Annotated in this window: 12 protein-coding genes; 7 read left to right on the top strand and 5 right to left on the bottom strand. The window is 69.0% G+C overall.

All coding sequences use genetic code 11. The annotated features are described in order from the left end of the window. Nucleotides 1-25: 25 nt before the first annotated feature. The 3 genes from add to DB30_RS17165 form a co-directional block, all read right to left on the bottom strand. Nucleotides 26-1,249, bottom strand: a complete 1,224-nt coding sequence (add, locus tag DB30_RS17175; RefSeq protein WP_052550218.1) for an adenosine deaminase — start codon at nt 1,247-1,249, stop codon at nt 26-28. A 72-nt stretch (nt 1,250-1,321) separates the two neighbouring features. Then, on the bottom strand, nt 1,322-6,055 hold the full coding sequence (locus DB30_RS17170) for a hypothetical protein (RefSeq protein ID WP_052550216.1): 4,734 nt from the start codon (nt 6,053-6,055) through the stop codon (nt 1,322-1,324). Between the two features lie 9 nt (nt 6,056-6,064). Then, complete coding sequence (locus DB30_RS17165) at nt 6,065-6,703, bottom strand: peptidoglycan-binding domain-containing protein (protein ID WP_146659315.1); 639 nt, start codon at nt 6,701-6,703, stop codon at nt 6,065-6,067. Between the two features lie 339 nt (nt 6,704-7,042). Between DB30_RS17165 and DB30_RS17160 the strand changes: the two genes are divergently transcribed. The 5 genes from DB30_RS17160 to DB30_RS17140 all read left to right on the top strand — a co-directional run bounded on the left by DB30_RS17160 (nt 7,043) and on the right by DB30_RS17140 (nt 11,701). Then, nucleotides 7,043-8,602 carry a serine/threonine-protein kinase gene (locus DB30_RS17160; protein WP_146659313.1) on the top strand — a complete coding sequence of 520 codons (1,560 nt, stop codon included), beginning with the start codon at nt 7,043-7,045 and terminating at the stop codon, nt 8,600-8,602. 89 nt (nt 8,603-8,691) lie between these two features. Beyond that, nucleotides 8,692-9,426, top strand: a complete 735-nt coding sequence (locus tag DB30_RS17155; protein ID WP_146659311.1) for a hypothetical protein — start codon at nt 8,692-8,694, stop codon at nt 9,424-9,426. Further along, complete coding sequence (locus DB30_RS17150) at nt 9,423-9,992, top strand: hypothetical protein (RefSeq protein WP_052550208.1); 570 nt, start codon at nt 9,423-9,425, stop codon at nt 9,990-9,992. Before DB30_RS17155 ends, DB30_RS17150 begins: the two co-directional genes overlap by 4 nt. Continuing rightward, nucleotides 9,989-10,699, top strand: coding sequence for a response regulator transcription factor (locus DB30_RS17145; protein ID WP_052550207.1), 711 nt, complete (start codon nt 9,989-9,991; stop codon nt 10,697-10,699). The genes DB30_RS17150 and DB30_RS17145 overlap by 4 nt, the downstream gene beginning before the upstream one ends. Before the next feature lie 216 nt (nt 10,700-10,915). Further along, nucleotides 10,916-11,701: a hypothetical protein gene (locus DB30_RS17140; RefSeq protein ID WP_052550205.1), complete on the top strand. Its 786-nt coding sequence runs from the start codon at nt 10,916-10,918 to the stop codon at nt 11,699-11,701. A 73-nt stretch (nt 11,702-11,774) separates the two neighbouring features. Here DB30_RS17140 and DB30_RS17135 read toward each other — a convergent pair whose 3' ends face one another. Beyond that, complete coding sequence (locus DB30_RS17135) at nt 11,775-13,358, bottom strand: NAD(P)/FAD-dependent oxidoreductase (protein ID WP_052550203.1); 1,584 nt, start codon at nt 13,356-13,358, stop codon at nt 11,775-11,777. Nucleotides 13,359-13,551: 193 nt separating this feature from the next. On the opposite strand from DB30_RS17135, the gene DB30_RS17130 reads away from it, so the two are divergent. After that, nucleotides 13,552-14,532: a hypothetical protein gene (locus DB30_RS17130; RefSeq protein ID WP_146659307.1), complete on the top strand. Its 981-nt coding sequence runs from the start codon at nt 13,552-13,554 to the stop codon at nt 14,530-14,532. An 85-nt stretch (nt 14,533-14,617) separates the two neighbouring features. Further along, a complete protein-coding gene (locus DB30_RS17125) occupies nt 14,618-15,577 on the top strand; it encodes a tetratricopeptide repeat protein (RefSeq protein ID WP_052550199.1) in 960 nt (319 codons plus the stop codon). A gap of 8 nt (nt 15,578-15,585) precedes the next feature. On the opposite strand, the gene DB30_RS17120 is transcribed toward DB30_RS17125, so the two are convergent. Further along, nucleotides 15,586-16,842 carry a radical SAM family protein gene (locus DB30_RS17120; protein ID WP_052550197.1) on the bottom strand — a complete coding sequence of 419 codons (1,257 nt, stop codon included), beginning with the start codon at nt 16,840-16,842 and terminating at the stop codon, nt 15,586-15,588. Nucleotides 16,843-16,876 lie beyond the last annotated feature (34 nt).

The raw sequence follows: 16,876 nt of genomic DNA, 5'->3' as shown, positions 1-16,876 counted from the left end.
TTAGCGGGGCACGGTACAACGCGACTCAGACGGCGTCGAGCAGCGCCTCGATATCCGCGAGCATGCGCGCTTCGAGGCGGCGCTTGTCGGCCTCGGACATGAACAATGTAGCGATCGTCCGCCGCTGCAGCTCGATGAGATCGCCGACCGAAAACCCCAGCTCTTGGATCAGCAGCAGGTACTCGCCGGTCAGCGTGATGCCGAAGACGCCAGGGTCGTCGGTGCTGACGTTGATTGCGACGCCCGCGTCGAACCAGCGCTTGGCCGGGTGCTCGGCGAGGGTCGCGATTGCCCCCGTGCGGTGGTTGGAGGTCAGGTTGATCTCCAGCGCAATCCCACGCCGCTGGACCTCCTCGAGCAGGGCTGGGTCGGCGTCGAGGTACCTGGCGTGGCCGATCCGATCCACGCCAAGCTCGACGGCCAGGGCCAGATCGTCGCTGTCCGCGACCTCGCCGGCGTGCACGGTGCGATACAGCCCGGCGTCCCCGGCTTGGCGGTAGAGATCCGCGAAGGTGGTCAAGGGCACCTCGCTCTCGTCACCGGCCAGATCGATGCCCACGACGCCGCGATCTTTAAAGGCGATCGCGGCTTCCAGCATGGTCGCGTTGACCTCGACCGGCAGCGGACGAAACAGGCAGACGATCACGGCGCTCTCGACCCCAAAGTCACGCCGGCCTCGCTCGAGGCCCGCGAGCACGGCCTCGAGCACCGCCTCGATCGTAAACCCCTGCTCGGGCACGGCCTGCAACACAGGCGCGAAGCGAACCTCGAGGTAGCGGATCTGCTGCTCGTGCGCGTTCGCGATGAGGTCATAGGAGACGGTCTCGAGCGCCTCTGGCGTGTGCAGCAGCGGGTAGATCGTGAAGAACGCCTCGAGCACCGTGGCCAGATCCTCGCGCGGCGTGTCGACGACGGTGAGCGCGGCGATCTCCGCTTCGCTGCGATCCATGAGCGGCGCGTAGCCCTGGTCTTGGGCGAGCGCGGCGATGGTCTTGGGGCTCAGGGCTCCGTCGAGGTGCAGGTGGGTCTCGATCTTGGGCAGCGCGGCGACGAAGCGCTCCCGGGTCTCATCGGTCCACCCGATCGCGTCGGCGCGCTCTCGCAGAGCTTGCCAGCGCGTGTCTGCGAGCTCGCTCGCGGCCGCGGGCGTGGCCGGATCAACGGGCGCCAGCTCGGCGCTCCGCGTCGAGGGGACACATCCAGCCAGGCTGAGCACAATGGCGGTGATCCACAAGTTCCTGCGTCGCATGTGGGCGGGACTGTCAGCCGATCGAGACAAAATGGCAAGCGCAGCTCGCTGTGACGCTGCGGGCTCCTTCCCTCAGGCGCGACAATCGTCGGCTTGGCAGTGGTGGACGGCCGGCTGCCCGACCTCGAGGGTGGTCTGGGCCGCGGGCGTGAGCCCGTTGACGTTGCCTGTGACGTTCACGATCAATGCAGGCGGCGCGTTGGCGATTGGCGCCGGCCCAGCTGGCGTCTGCGCCGTACCGCCAACCAACGCTGGCGGGTTGCCGGTCCAGTCGAACCGCCAACTCTGCCGAATGTCCCAATCTGTCTGGTTGAGCACGCCAATCGCCCGATCCGCGTCGGTTGACCACGCACACAAATACGCCGAGAAGCACAGCTCCCAATCCATGGACTGCAGGACCCGCGAGGGGTGCCCAGGGAGCTTGACCGTCTCGATCGCCTCGTTGGGCGAGTCGTTGGCGGTGACCCGAATCTCCAGGCCAGGGTTCTTGTTGCGCCGGTCCACGTCGGAGCTGGTCGAGAGCCGCATGCCGCCCGCGCCGTGGTTGTTGTGAGCCGCGAGCGGTAAATTGCCGTCGAGGATCGGCAGCTGCGCCATGACCGGGACGGGTCCGCCCGGCAAGTAGTCCATGTTGGCGTTGTTGGCGACGAAGATCTTGTCGACCGCGTGGTGAAGATTCGTCGCCAGATCGAGATAATCGGCGGTTCGCACGCTGCGCAGCGGATTGCTGCGACAAGGCACAATATTCTGAATCCACCCGCACTGCAGCTTGGCCAGACCCCGCCGACCGTCGTTGCCGCCCCCAACAGCTCGGATCCGGGCCGACAAGTTGATCCCGCGCAGCCGAGGATCGGGGTGGTTGAAGACACCCGCGTTGAGCGTACATTGGGGCCCGGCGCCGACCGGATCCGTGTGAACCCGCGAGCCAGCGGCGGAGTCGTTCTGCGTCATCTCGAGCTTGACGAGCACCAGGTTGAGCGAGAAGCCCGGCAGCGGATCCCCGCCCTGCCCGATCGCGCCGTCGCCGTGGGGATCCACCACCGCGCGGACCCAGAACGATCCGGTCGCGTCGGCCATGAGCTTGGCCCGATCACAGGTGTGGGTGCTGTACACCAGCGCGGGGACGGGGCGCTCGGATCGACGCACGACATTGCGGTGATCCTCGTGGTCGCCGCTGGCCCGCTCGACCCGCCACTTGATCGGCACGCCGCCCGGCAGCTCGCCCGGCGCCGGCTGCATGGTCACGCGGAGCTGCGCGCGAGCGTCCCAGGTCAGCGATCCTGAGACGAGCACCAAGGTCTGCGCGGGCTGAAAGTCCACGCCCCAATTGGCCTGGGCCGTGAACACGGTCGGGTTGCGGGCCGGGGCATATCCTTGCAGCGTGCGGTCGCGCTGGACCGGCGTCGCGGGCACGCTGACGTCGACGCTGGTGATCTCGACGACGGTCGCCCTGACGCTGTCGCCGACCTGCGCGCCGATCGTTAGCTCGAGGGCGGTGTCGCCAACCGCCGCGCTGGTGGCGTAGCCCTGAATGAACAGCTCTTGGCCCTGCGGTGGGATCAGCCGGCTCGACGCCCCCCACGCGCGCGCGCCCGTGGCCCCGGCCCGGGCGTCGTCTGCGGTCAGGATCCTCAGGCTCGCTCCGACCGAGCTCAGCGACAGATCGCAGTCCAAGTCGTTGGGAATTGGTTGGTGCACACGGACCCGCACGCGACCGTGGCGACCCGCTTGTTGGCGATGCACGAAGATCCCGGGGAGTTGCTTGTGGTCCTCCGTGAGCGCGGCCGGGACCGCGTTGGCTTCGCGCTTTGCATGAAACACCTCGAGATGAACCTGGACCGCGGTCATCCTGTGCTTGGACACGCGGGCGTCGGCGCCAAGGTTGCCCAGGGGGTTGACGAGGGCCTCGAGCTTCAACTCGACCTCGTTCGCGGTGCCGCTGGGTCGGCTCGCTTCGACCCACAGCGTGACCCCAGCGGCGATCTGCGCGGCGGTGTAGTTGACGCTGGTCCCCACCCCGGGCGCGACCGGATGCGCCGCGCCGCCGACCGCGACCGGGTAGAAGCTCACATAGTCCGCCTCACAACGAAACGTGTAGTCGCAGCCGGTCGTCCGCCCGTCGCTGCCAAGCACGACCCTGAACCGCGCAGTGGGCCTGCCCGGGCGCGGAACGAAGATCACGTCGCCATCGGGCGCGTCGATTCCGTGGCGGTGCGAGATGTTCCAGCCTCGCAGCTTGAGCATGCACAGCCCGCAAAAGTGGTTGCTGTCGTCGTCGTAGTTCATCAGGCAAGCGACGCTGTCCTGATGTTCGAGGGCCTCGAGCGGCGGCGCGTTGATCGGCTGCGCGGCCTGCTTGATGCGCAGGGCCGTCATGTCGGGGTGGGTGCCAGGGGCCGGCGGGGGCATGTTGAGCGCGGCCAGCAGCTGGGCGCGATTGCCATCGTTGACGAGCTGATGAAAGTTGGGCGTCCAGGTTGGCTGGCCCACGAGGGCGGCGACCGCCGGGGCCAGCTTGGTCGCAATGGCGTGCGCAAAGAACAAGCTGTGGCCAAGCTCGTGGGCGATGATCGCCTCGGCGCCCTTGTACGGGGGCGCGCCAGGGGCCGGCGCCGGGTAGCCAACCGCGACCACGCCAAGCCGCGGGGTCCCGGCCTCGGCGTATGCCGTGCCCGAGGGGAACGCGTCGGTGCTGCGCAGGTTGTCGAACAGGAACATCACCGCCACGTCGTTGAGCGCGGCTTGGGTGATGTAATAGGTGCTGCGCCGCTCGGCCCACGGCTTGCCGATCGCCCCAAACCCGAATTGCGGCACCAGGTTCGCGTATCCACCGGTCACGATCGGCTTGACGCGATTGACCATGCCAGCGCGGGCGGCGAGGTTGGCCACGCTCGCGTTTGGCACAAACTGGGTGTGGGTCGCGTTCGAGACCAATTGCTCGATCGGCGGCTGCGCCCCGGCCAAGGTCAGCACATCGATCTGGTTGGGCGGGCGCTTGTCGACGATCTGACCGCGCCAGACCCCCGGGGCGACCGCCTGCAGCGCTTCGGTCTCGCGCACGGCCGCGAACGCGCCCGCGTCGTTGACGGTCAAGGTGTGCAAGGGCTGATGGTTGAGGAGCTGGTCAACGTCCTGATCAAACGTGACCGCGGTCCGAAACGCGAGCGCCATCCCGGTCTGGGCGCCGTTGACCACCCGCGCGGCGAGCTCTGGATAGGACACCCCCGCGAGCCCCTCGCCAAGTAGATAGTCGACGATCGCCCGCTCGTTGCCGGCGTCAACGTACTGGGCCTCGTTGAGCGCGGCCTCGACGATGCCGAGCTCGGTGCCACCCTCGACCTCGTAGATGCTCTTGACGTCGGGCTGGGCGTAGTTGATGCCGCCGGTCTTGAACGACCGAACATCGACCTTGTGACGGACCTCGACGCGGCCAGACTGCGCCGCTGGCAAGTGCGCGGCTTGGGCCGCCTGCCACAGCTGCGGCGACGGGCGGCCCCAATCGGCGTCTTCCCACTGCTCGGCGGTGAGCAGATAGACGCGGACCTGGTAGGTGTCACCGGCGATCCGCGACGGCCGAAACCACACCGGGGTCGCCGAGTTGACCGCCGCCGCCGCGACCCGACTCTGCAGCGCCCAGCCGCGATTGGGCGACGCGACATAGTCAGCATCCTGGGCGCCGTCGGGCTTTTGCAAGATCGGCGCGGCCGCGTCGCCATGCTTGCCGCCAGACTTGACCGGGCAATTGAACGACTCTGGGGTGAGCGCCGCGCGGTTGCGGGTGAACAGATCCGTCAGGTATTGCTTGGTCTCGATGGCGGCGTTGGGCCGACACCAATCCTCGGCGCGCTGCTGATCATGGCCGGCCACTTCGCAGCGGGGATCGGACCAATCCCAGACGATCTGGGCGCCTGCGACCGCGAGCGGGGCGGCGTCTGTGTTTGTGTCATCGGATTTGAGCAGCTTGACGGTTGCGACAATGGGCAGACGCGGGCCCAGCCCCCAGCGGGTCCGCAACGCCGAGAACCGCGCCGCGGAGCCCTCGATGAGCACTTGGAACCGGTTCATGTCGAGCAGGACCTTTTGATCGGCCTGAAAGTTTGCGCCCTGCACGACCTGATCGAGCTCGCCGAGGATCTGCCGCTCGAACCCGAGGATCGTCGCTTGATCGGGCGCGGCGATGTCGTCACGGGCGGGCGCCAACCCCATTGGATCGCCCCAGGCCAGCTCGATTGCGGCGACTCGAACGTCGAAGTAAGTCCAGACCTCGGCGCGGCGGCACTTGGCGCCGGGCGGACCCACGACCGAGAGCTTGAGCTTGTAGACGCTGTACGCCGCGCTGACATACTCGCGCGGAAACTCGCCATCTGGTTGCTCCGCGAGCGGGATCCGCCCGTCCCAATCGAGCGACTTGGTGCGGAGCTCGAGCGGGGTCAACACCCGATCCCAGACAGGCGCAGCGCGGCCGCGAACGAACAATTGCAGCTTGGCCTCGACCACGACGTCGGGGCCGTGCACCTCCCACTTGATCGTGACGTGCTCGGCCGAGGGCGCAAAGTAGAACCGCGCCCCGTCGCGGGCGACGTCGGCGTGGTCGCGCGCGCTGAAGCTGCTCGACCTGAACGCGGGCTTGGCTTGGCTCTGGATGATCAGCGAGCTGACCCGGTAGTGGGGTCGATCGCGGCGGTTGATGACCGGGCTGTCGCTGACCGAGCGCGCGGCCTGGCCCAGATCGGGCGCGGCGACGGGCGGGACCACGATCGGATCGACGAAGTCGGCGGCGACGATGGGACGGGGATACTCGCGCATGGCTGTCTCTCAGCTGCCGTGCTCGGCTTCGAGCTTGGCTTGGGTCGCAGCGTCGGGCTCGCCCGACTCCTCGAGCGCGTGAACGGCCTGGAAGCGCGCGAGCGCCCCGCGGGTCTTGGGCCCCAACGGACCCCGCTCGCCGCCGCAGTCGAACCCAAGGTTGTCGAGCCGGGTCCGGACCCCGTCGAGCTCGGTGATTGGACGCAGCTGCCCAAGCGCGAGCTGGTAGGCGATCGTGTCGCCGTCGGCCAGGTAGACCTCGACGCTGGCCCGCTGGGCCGTTGGCGAGATGCTCAGATCGATCGCGCCGGCGTCATCGGTCACACCCGTGTGGGGTTCACCGTCGATCGTCACGGTGTAGGGCGCCCCGGCGACGGCTTGGCCGTCATCACGAACCTCGAGGTGAAGCTTGGCCGGCACCCCGCGCATCATGAAGCGGCTGCGCTGATCGACGGGGACCGACTCTTCGCGCCGGGTCTTGTCCGGGATGAACAGCGCGTCCCCGGGCACGAGCAAATTGGGGTTGCCACGATCCGCCCGCAGCGACTCGTTCTCTGGCGCCTGCCAGACCTGCTCGGGGAAGAACCCGCTCGCGTAGGCGATGCTCGAGATGCACTCCCCAGCTTTGACCGTGTGATAGTGGGCCACGCCGATCCACCGATACCACACGCGGCGGCGTCGTGATCATCGACTGATCGCGGCTCGCTCGGATCCTGGCCGGTGGGCGTGGGCTTGTTTTGAGGGCTGGTTCCGAGCCCGCGCGAAGCGGCGCGGGCGTGCTGACGACTCCGAGCAGCCGCCCATCCTGCACGACGGTGACTTGCGTGGTCCGAGCGTCGCCCACACGCCGCGTCGCGCACACCCACGCTCGACCTCGACGCAGGTCGGCCCCCGCACGCCAGCGAAAATGGTGACATCAGCTGATTGCGAGCGGCCCGGCGCAGCGTCAGCTTTTGGATCCGGGATGCGCTATCGTGGCGGACCTTGGTGCCCGACTCCGAGCGCTTGCGTCCAGGCCAGCTGATCGCGGATCGCTACCGCGTCGGCGAAGTCGTCGGTCGCGGTGCCATGGGCGTCGTCTACGTGGGCGAGCACGTTCGAGTTGGACGGCGTGTGGCGATCAAGGTGCTCACGCAATCGTGGTCCAAGAACGCCGCGGTGCGCCAGCGCTTCGAAGCCGAAGCCCGCGCAGCTTCGGCCGCCGGCCACCCCAACGTCATTCAGGTGTTCGACGTTGGCGAGCTGCCGGATCAGCGCTTGTACCTCGTCATGGAGTTCGTGGATGGACGCAGCTTGTATGCGCTGCTGTGGGCGCAGTCGCCGATCGACCCGGTCCGCGCGTGCCGGCTGATCCGCGACGCCAGCTTTGGTGTGCGGGCCGCCCACGCCCAAGGTGTCATCCACCGCGATCTCAAGCTCGAGAACGTGATGGTGCAGTCGCTGCCGGAGGGCGAGTCCGTCAAGGTCCTGGACTTTGGCATCGCCGCGGGCGTGGTCGAGAAGCGCTCAACGCTGGCTGGGATGACGCTTGGCACCCCCGAGTACATGGCCCCCGAGCAGGTCGACGGCGCGGCGCCAACGGTGCTGTTCGACATTTACGCCCTGGGCGTGATGCTGTTCGAGCTGCTGACCAAGCGCCTGCCGATCGAGGCCGACAACCCGCTGATGTTGATGGCGCTCAAGGGCAACGAGCCGGCCCGGCGGGTGCTCGAGCTTCGCCCCGAGTTGCCGCCCGCGCTCGATCAGCTGATCGCGGACTGCCTGGAGATCGATCCAAGCCGGCGGCCTCCCTCGGTTGCGGTGTTCGTCGAGCGCCTGACCAGGGTGCTCGCCGAGCTCGAGGCCGCGCCCGCGCGAGCCCCCTCTCCGATCTTCGTCGCCACGCCAGGCGCACCGCCGGCCAGGCCCTCGCGGGCCACGCGTCCGTACTCCGAGATGCCGGGCGTCGCGGCTGGGGCAGCGGTCCGCGTCGCTGGCCAGCCACGCTCGCGCGCGTTGCTGCTGGGGTCTGGGCTGGGTGTCGTGCTGCTCGTGGCGCTTGGGGTTGGGTGGGCGTTCTTGGGGCCACGAAGCGCGGGCACGAAGATCGTCGACGCCGCGCCGGCAGCTGCACCACCACCAGACGACCAGCCGCAGCCGCAGCCGCAATCGCAACCGCAGCCGCAGCCGACTGGACAACCGATTGGGCCCGAGCCAGCGCCCGACGCCCCGGCGAACGACCAGGCAAGCGCCAACGACCTCGCGCAGCCGGTCGCCGAGCCACCCAAGCCCGCCGCGGCAGACGTTCAGCCCCCGCACGAGACAGCCCGCTGCGAGCGAGAGCGCACCCGCGCGCTCGACGGGCGCCGCGCGCATGATTGGGAGCAGGTGCTGCAGGCAACGCGCCAGCGAGAGTGCTGGGCGCGCGACCGGGACCGCAAGAAGCTCGAGACCCAGGCGCACATGGAGTTGGGTCATTTTGAAGACTGCTTGCGCACCGGGAAGCACCTCAACGACACTGAGGTGACAAAGTGGCTGACCCTATGCAGCAAGCGCCTCGCCGGGTGATCGCACTGGCCGCTGCCGTCGCACTCCAAGCGCTCTGTGGCCCGGCCCTCGCAAGCCCTGCCACCGGCTCCGCGCCGGCCAGCTCCGAGGTGGCGAACACCAAGCCGGCCAGCTTCGAACCCATCGCGGCACGACTCGAGATCGACACGAGCGGCGCGGGATCAAGCGCCGATGTGCTGCGCAGGCGGATCGAGGAGCGGGCCAACATCGTGCTGCGCCATGCCCAGGTGCTGCCAGGCGAACAAGACGACGCGCTGCTCAGCGTCGTCGTGGAAGAGCTTGGCGACGAGGCGCCCGGCTACGCCGCGACCTTCGAGCTCCGGGCCGCGGACGGCTCGGTGATCGATGCGCCCACGCGCCTGGAGTGCTCGCTGTGTACGGAGACCGAGCTGGTCGCGCGGGTCGAAGCGGAGCTCGAGCCGGTGGTCGTCGCGCTGCGGGCGTTCGCCGACGCGCAACCGGTCGAAGCGCCCACCACCGCGCCACCCCCCGAGGGATCACCCACCCACGCCACGCCCCCTGCGCGCGGGCACGCGGGCATGTTGGCGGGCGGCGTCACGCTGCTCGTGCTTGGCACCGGATCCGTCGGCGCCGCGATCGGGCTCATCGTGCCTGAACCGAAGATCGACCAGGACAACCCCCTCGACCTCATCACCACGCGTCCGGTTGGCTACGGCCTGATCGCGGGCGGCCTCGCGTGTGCGATCACGGGCGCGGTGCTGACCGCGATCGCCGTCAACAAGCGACGCGAAGCTCGGCTCTTGGTGGCGCCGTTTGGCGATCGACGCAGCGTCGGCGTGCGCGTGGGCTGGAGGTTCCAGTGAGGCGCGCGCTGGCCCAATTGTCGTGGCGTGTGGCGTGGCCGCTGTCGCTCGCGGTGGTGCTGTTCGCGTGTCGGATCCCCAACGAAGATCACTGCGGCCGGCAGCTCGGCGACGCGACCTGCGAGGCGCTCGATCCCTCGCGCCCGTACTGCAGCGAGTGCGAGGCCGAGCACGACGGGTGCGTCGCTGTGGCCAGCGAGATCCCGCCAGCGTGCCGACCGGACGGCGCCGAGCACAGCGACGACTCGGGCACCTCCGCGGCCACCTCCACCGAGACCGAGTCCGGCGGCGACGCCACCTCCACCGAGACAGACACTGGCGAGACGGGGCTGGAGCCCGCGTGCGGCAACGGGGTCAAAGAACCAGGCGAAGACTGCGACGGGACCGACTTCGGCGAGCTCGACTGCGCCGATCCCTATCAGCTCCCGCAGGGCATGCTGGTGTGTGTGCCGGACACCTGCGTCGTCGACACTTCGCAGTGCTGCCTGCTCGACGGCGAGCTGTGCGAGCCGGGCGAGTGCTGCAACGCCAACTGCAACGCGATCACCAACAAGTGCGGGATATGACGCGAGTTCTGCTGGTTATCGAGGCGCAGCCCGAGCGACGCATGATCGCTCGGCTGTGCACGCGGCTGGAGTTCACCCCCGTCGAGGTCGCGACGCTGGCGGCGGCGCGCCAGCTGCTGCGCGACCCGACCCGTGATTTCGCGGCCGCCGTGGTCGACGTTCAGCTCGCGGATGGGCACGGGTTGGCGCTGGTCGGCCAACTTCGGCTCCCGCCGCTGCCCTGCGCGATGGTGTTGGTCGGCGGCGACGAGCTCGAGTCCGCGGCGCAGCTGGCCCTGTCGCTGGGCGTCCACCGGTTGCTGCGCAAGCCCTTCACCACCGAAGGCTTCGAGTCTGCGATCGCCTCGGCCAAGCAACGCAGCGCCGAGCTGCGGCGCTGGCTCGATCCTGCCACCATGGGCGAGCGTCACGATTCCTGGCTCAAGGTCCTGATGACGACGGATCCCTCCGGCGAAGATCAGCCCAGCTCCGCGCCCGGCTTTCTCGATCGGATGGCCCGCATGGTCGTCGCGCAGGGCCAGCTCACCCCCGCCGAGGCCCGGCTGGTCCCGGATCTGCTGTTGGGCCGCGACTACAACAGCGTCGCGGCGGTGCACGGGCTCGCGGCCGAGACCGTGCGCAGCCACGTCAAGGCGATCCTCGGCAAGCTCAACCTCGCGTCTGCCAAGCAGCTATGGCAGGTCTGCGTGGCCGAGCTCGACGGCTGAGAGCCTCCCCCTTTTCGGGGGAAGCAGGGTCCAGCGGCTCCCCCATATCGACGTAGCTTCGATCTGGGAGTGTGGCCACGCGATCCGCAGATCAGCCACCACTAGTTGAATTCGCGTACTGACAGAGATCTCCCCGCTTGGGGTGGCCCCGCGCGTTCGCTCGCAGCCCGCAGCGTCCGTAGTCTCTCGAGGTCGGCCCGCGACGGTGGGCGCGACATGAAAGGCACCTCCGACATGCGTAAATTGACCTTGTTTCTGCCCCTGACCCTGTCCATTCCCTTCGTGCTGCTTGGCTGCCAGAGCGACGACGTGCTCGGCGAGAGCGGCAACGGCAGCGACACCACGGGCGACTCTGGCGACGGTGATGGCGACGGTGACGGGGAGTCCGGTGAGGAGAACTCTGGCGATGGGGATGGCGACCCGGGCGACGGCGACGGCGACTCTGGCGACGGGGATGGCGACTCCGGCGATGGGGATGGCGACTCCGGCGATGGCGATGGCGACTCCGGCGACGGCGACGGCGACTCCGGCGACGGGGACGGCGACACCACGGGCGACGGCGACGGCGACGCGGGCTTCTGCGCCATGGGCTGCGAGGCGGACATCGATTGCTGCCCGATGGGCGCCGACGACTGTCCCGGCGACGCGTACCCCAACAACTGGACTTGCAACGGCCAGGGCGTGTGTGAATTCGGCGGCTGCGCCAGCGATGACGACTGCGGAGGCGGGCTGCTCGACCCCCAAGAGTGCCACCCGATCGCGGACCTGCCGACTTGCTTCCAGCCGTGCACGAACGATACCGACTGTCTGTTGCAGCCCGGGACCACCTGCTCGGGGATCGCGGACGACGAGGCGAAATACTGCGCGCCGCCCGAGGCCCCGTGTGAAGCCGACGAGGACTGTGAGGGCGCGGGGATCTGCAACGTCGACACCGGCGCGTGCTACTGCAACGAAGACGCGAACTGCAGCGCCGAAGGTGCCGACACCTGCGTGCTGAACTGACGGGCGAGCCGGACCAACTCGCGCCCCCTGTCGCGCCCCCTGTCGCGTTTGGTAAGGGTGCGCGCGCCCGCGTTTAGTGCGGACGGGCTTCGCGGACCGCCGCGTCGGACTGCAGCCAGGCTTGGGCGACGCGGACCCCGTCGAGCGCCGCCGACATGATCCCGCCGGCGAACCCACCACCCTCACCGCAGGGATACAGCCCCGCCAGGCTTGGCGACTGCAGGCTCGTGGGGTCGCGCTCGATCCGGTAGGGCGCGCTGGTCCGGCTCTCGACCCCGACCGCGAGCGCCTCGGGGCTGAGGAACTCCGGCATGGTCTGCGCGACCTGCCGCAGCGCCGCTTGGATCGGCGCCGCGAACGGGCCCAGCAGCTCGTCGAGGCGCACGGACGTCACCCCGCGCGGGTAGCTGCACGCCGGTAGATCTGGCGTGTAGCGGCCCTGGACCAGATCGAGCAAGCCCTGGGCCGGACCCACGAAGGCCCCGCCGCCGGCTGAATACGCGGCCGTTTCGTAGCGACGCTGCAGCTCGATCCCCGCCAGCGGATCCGCGGGATCGAGCCCGGCCTCGAGCAGCTGCGGCGCGCCGACCTCGGCCACGAAGCCGCTGTTGGCGAACCGGCCCCGCCGTGACGAAGGGCTCCAGCCGTTGACGACCTGGCCGTCGGGATCGGTCGCGGCCGGGACGATGTGGCCACCGGGGCACATGCAAAACGAGAACACCGAGGTGTCCCCGACCCGCTGAACCAAGCGATAGCTGGCCGCGCCAAGCACCGGGTGGCCCGCCCATCCGCCATATTGGATCCGATCGATCGCGGCTTGCGAGTGCTCGACCCGGACCCCGAGCGCGAACGGCTTGAAGGTGACCTGTGCGCCAGCGTCACGCACGAAGCGGACCACGTCGCGGGCCGAGTGTCCGGTTGCGACGATCACCGCCTGGGCGTCGATGCGGTCGCCGCCGTGCAGCTCGACGCCGGTCACGACGCGATCTTTGTGAAGCAGGCCGACCGCGCGAGCGCCAAATTGAACCTGAACACCGGCACGCTCGAGCTGCTCGCGCAGGCTGGTCACGACTCCAGGCAGCCGGTTGGTCCCAATGTGTGGGCGCGCGTCGACCAGCAGATCCATGGGCGCGCCGTGAGCCACGAGCACCTTGAGGATCTCCTCGACGGGACCGCGCTTGTGGGCGCGCGTGTACAGCTTGCCGTCGCTGAAGGTCCCCGCCCCACCCTCGCCAAAGCAGTAGTTGCTGTCGGCATGCAAGACCCCGCGCGCGCTGAGATCGGCGACGTCGCGGCGGCGCTGGCTGACCGCCTGACCGCGCTCGAGGATCAGCGATCGGACCCCGGCGCGGGCCAGCGCCAGCGCGGCGAACAACCCAGCCGGGCCCGCGCCAAGGATGACCACGCGCGACTCACCGGTCAGCGTTGGCAGCTCCCACGCTCGGGGCCGCGCGGCCGCGGGTGGCTCGTGGGTGAAGACCTCCACCTGCGCACGGATCCGAACCTGGCCACCGCGTGCGTCGACGCTGCGCCGACGCACGACCACGTGGCGGACCTCGCGAGGGCGCAGCTTGGCCTTGCGAGCGGCAGCGCGACGCAGGTGCTCCGCGTCGGCGAACGCGTCGGGATCGAGGAGCACGTCGACCAGCTTGGGCACGGACGCGGACGGTACTCGATTCTTCTGGCGGTCGTACGCCCCCATGCCAATCGCTGAAGGTGTGATCGCCAGCACTCGCTTCATCCGCATACGCGCGATCGAATTCGAGCATCCGGTGTCAACGCCGACTCCAGCGCCGATCGCCGACACGGCCGCTCATTGCTGGCGCAGCGGCGCACTGCTAGACCGCGCCATGGCGCGTCAATGGACCTCCCGGGGCGTCGGCGCGGCGCTTCGACGCAATTGTCTCGCGCGCCTCGACGTCGAGCGTGAGCGCTTGTTCGACGCGTTCGCCAAGCTCGGACCCGCACGGGCCGAGACCCGCGTGGCCGGGCGGCTCGCTGGACTGCCGCCGATCCCCGCCCTCGAACAACGGCTGTTCGATCTGTGGATCGCCCACATCACCGAGCCCATGCGCGCGCGCTCGGACGATCTGATCGAGCACGCGCGGGCGTTGATCCAGCTGACCCGCAGCGTGCTGGTGACCCAGCGCGAGACCGACCTCGACATCCGCGACTCGTTCGAGGACGACGACTTCATCAAGCGCAAGATGACGATCCTCGTCAGCGGCATGTGCAACTGCGAGATGTCGAACCTGATCGTGTGGTCGGGGCTGCGCAAGCTTGGCCACCTCGCCTACTTCTTCGAGACCGGGCTGGCGGATCAGGTTGGCGGCTCGCACCTGCTGCTGTACGCGTTCGATCGCCAAGGTTCGGCGTTTGTGGACGCGTGGTCCGACGTGCCTTGCTTCCACCTGAGCGACTTCGTCCCGGAGCTGCCAAGCCCGCGCGCGCGCTACCTAGCGAGCAGGTTCGCCAACCGGCCGCCCCCAGGTGTGCCGGACCGCAGCGCGCTGGGCCACCTCGGCCTCCATACCCACGGGCTGTACCCGGCGGACGCGATCCGTGCTGGTGTGATCCGCCCATCCCCCGACGATGACGAGCATCCCCCTGCTTCGGCGGCGCTCGCCTGTGTCAACGAGGCGGTCCCCACCCCCGCCGCCGCGATCTGGGCAGACTATGTGGCGCTGCGCCGCCAGCACCTCGAGGGACAACTCGAGCAGCCGGCCCGGGCCTACGAGCAATTCGCGGCGCGCGACGGGCTCTCGAGCAACCTGAAGGCCGTGGTCGCGGCGCTGGCCAAGCGACAGACGCCGCCGTCACAGCCCGCGTAGCCCCGCGGCCGCGCGCGCCCTGGGTGTAGACTCGAACGCGAGGTTCCGATCCATGTCACGCCACGCTCGCACGAGTGGGGGCCCGGTGCCCAAGTCTCGCGCCACGCGGCGCGGGCCACGAGACACGAAGCAGCCACCGCAACCACCCGACGAGGACTTCAACGCGCGGATCGAAGCCTGGCTCGCGCTCGACGGCCGCGTCGATCAACTTCACACGCTCGACCTGCGCGCGTTCATCCGCGAGTGTGCCGATCCGCGCTACGACCCGGGCGACCGCCTGCGTCGCCTGGCGATCCACCTCGATGAGCGCGGCCTGACCTGGCGACCGCGACCGCTGCAGCAGTGGGAGATCTTTGCGCGTATCTACGCCGAGTCCGAGCGGCTTGGCCCCGACGACCCCAGGCTGTTTCATGCCCGAGCGCTGACGGCCGTTGAACTTGGCTGGCACCTCGAACCCAACGACCGCGCGCGGCCGCGGCTGATGAAGATCGCAACGAGCGCCGTCCTTCGGGGACTCGAGCTCGATGACGCCGACGCCGATCTCCACTACCTCGCCGGCTTCGTCTGCTACATGGACGCCCCCAGCGACACGGCCCGCGCCCTGTCGCACTTCGACCGAGCGCTCGAGCTCGAGCCGGGCGATGCATGGGCGGGTCTATACCGCGCCCACTGCCTGCACGATCTCGAACAGTGGACCGAGGCGGTCGCGGCCTACGCCGCGATCGAAGCCGCCGACTTTGGCGAGGGCAAGGCCTGGCGGCGGGAGCTCGCCCGCGAACAGCGAGGCTATTGCCTGTGGCGCAGCGGGGATCAGGGGCGGGCGTGTCAGGTGTTCCAGGACGTGCTCGAACGACGGGAGGCCGCCGTCGCGCGCGGAGAAGAAAAATACGATGCCCCCGCGTTGCACTCACCGCCTTGGTATTTGGCTGAGGCGTTGTCGAGCGGCGACTTCGACGCTGCGTTGATCGAGCGGCTGCGGGCCCACCTCGAGACGATCGACGAGCTGTGGCTGCTCGATCGCGTCGCGGGTGCCAGCGCGGACTGAAGCTCACCTCACTGCGCGGGCGCAACATCCGGCAGCGGGGGATACTCGAACTCGTGATGTTGCAGGTACACCGGGGGCACGCCGGGGCAACGATCCCGGGCGCTGCAGCTGGCACACGCGGGCACCCGCTCGAAGTCGATGAAGGTCATGTGGCCGCCGCCGTAGCTCCAGAAGAAGTGCTCGCGCAGATCCGACGCCACCGCGCACTCGGGGATCCCGTCAATCGCCACGCGCTGCGCGGGGACCCGCTCGCGCAGCTGCTCGAGCGCCGCGATCGCGCGCGCATAGGGCATGCCGATCGTGGGAAAGGTGCCGTCCATGTCCTCGTCCGGGTACCAAAAAAAGCAGGTGATGCTGCACGGGTAGCTGACGAGCTTGGCCACATGCTGCGCCAAGCCATCTACGGTCTTGGCCACGCAGGGGACCTCGAGCGAGACGCGAAAGTCGTTGGCGAGCAGCTGCTCGAGCCCGGCCCAGAACGTGTTGTAGGCCCCCGCTTTGCCCCCAACCTCGTCAAACGTGGCCTCGTCGCCCGCGTGGGCGGTGAGCCCCGCGCGAACCACCGAGTGCTCGCGCAAGAACTGAACGAAGCCGTCCTCGAGCAGGCGCGATCCTGGGGTTTGAATGCCCATGTCGCGATACCCCAGCTCGTGGGCGAGGCGCAGGCCGTCGTCGAACAGCGGCGACAACAGGCAGTCCTTGCCCGACCACTCGATGCAGATCTCGGCCGCACGACTAGCGTGGGCCCGCAGCTTGGCTTCTAGATCCTCACGCTCGCGGCTGGCCGTGCCCGACTGCATCAGCGGCAGCCGCAGCGCGCGCCCATCGGTGCTCGACTGAACGCTGACCGAACAGAAAATGCAGCCGCGATCACACTCGCCCGGGAGCCAGAAGCTCATGTTCTCGCGCGGCGGCGGCTCGTCCTCGGCCTCGATCTCGACCGCGATCTCCGGGAGCTCACCCTCGATCGGCACGCGCTCGAGCGCCTTGCACAGCAGCAGACCGACACGGTCGAGCCGCCGCTCGCGTGTGGGTGAGTCGAGCTTGGCCGGCCGGTACGAGTACGTGAGCTGTTGGCTGCTGGGCTCGGTGAGCGCGTTGACCTCTACGATGTCGGCCCGCTCGTTGGCCACGCGAAAGCCCAGGCACCAGCCGCGGCCGATCAGCGGCGTGACATCGACCAGCTCCGGCGCGGCCTTGGCCGTCGCCAGCGCCGTCGCGGCGAGCTCCGCGAAGAACGCCTCTGGATCCGGTTCCGACGCCACCTAGCCGCGAATATCATGAATCCTCGCAGCGCTG

Source organism: Enhygromyxa salina, assembly GCF_000737335.2.
GTDB lineage: Bacteria > Myxococcota_A > Polyangia > Nannocystales > Nannocystaceae > Plesiocystis > Plesiocystis salina_C.
The sequence above is the reverse complement of the archived record's forward strand: the minus strand, read 5'-3'. Positions and strand labels throughout refer to the sequence as shown.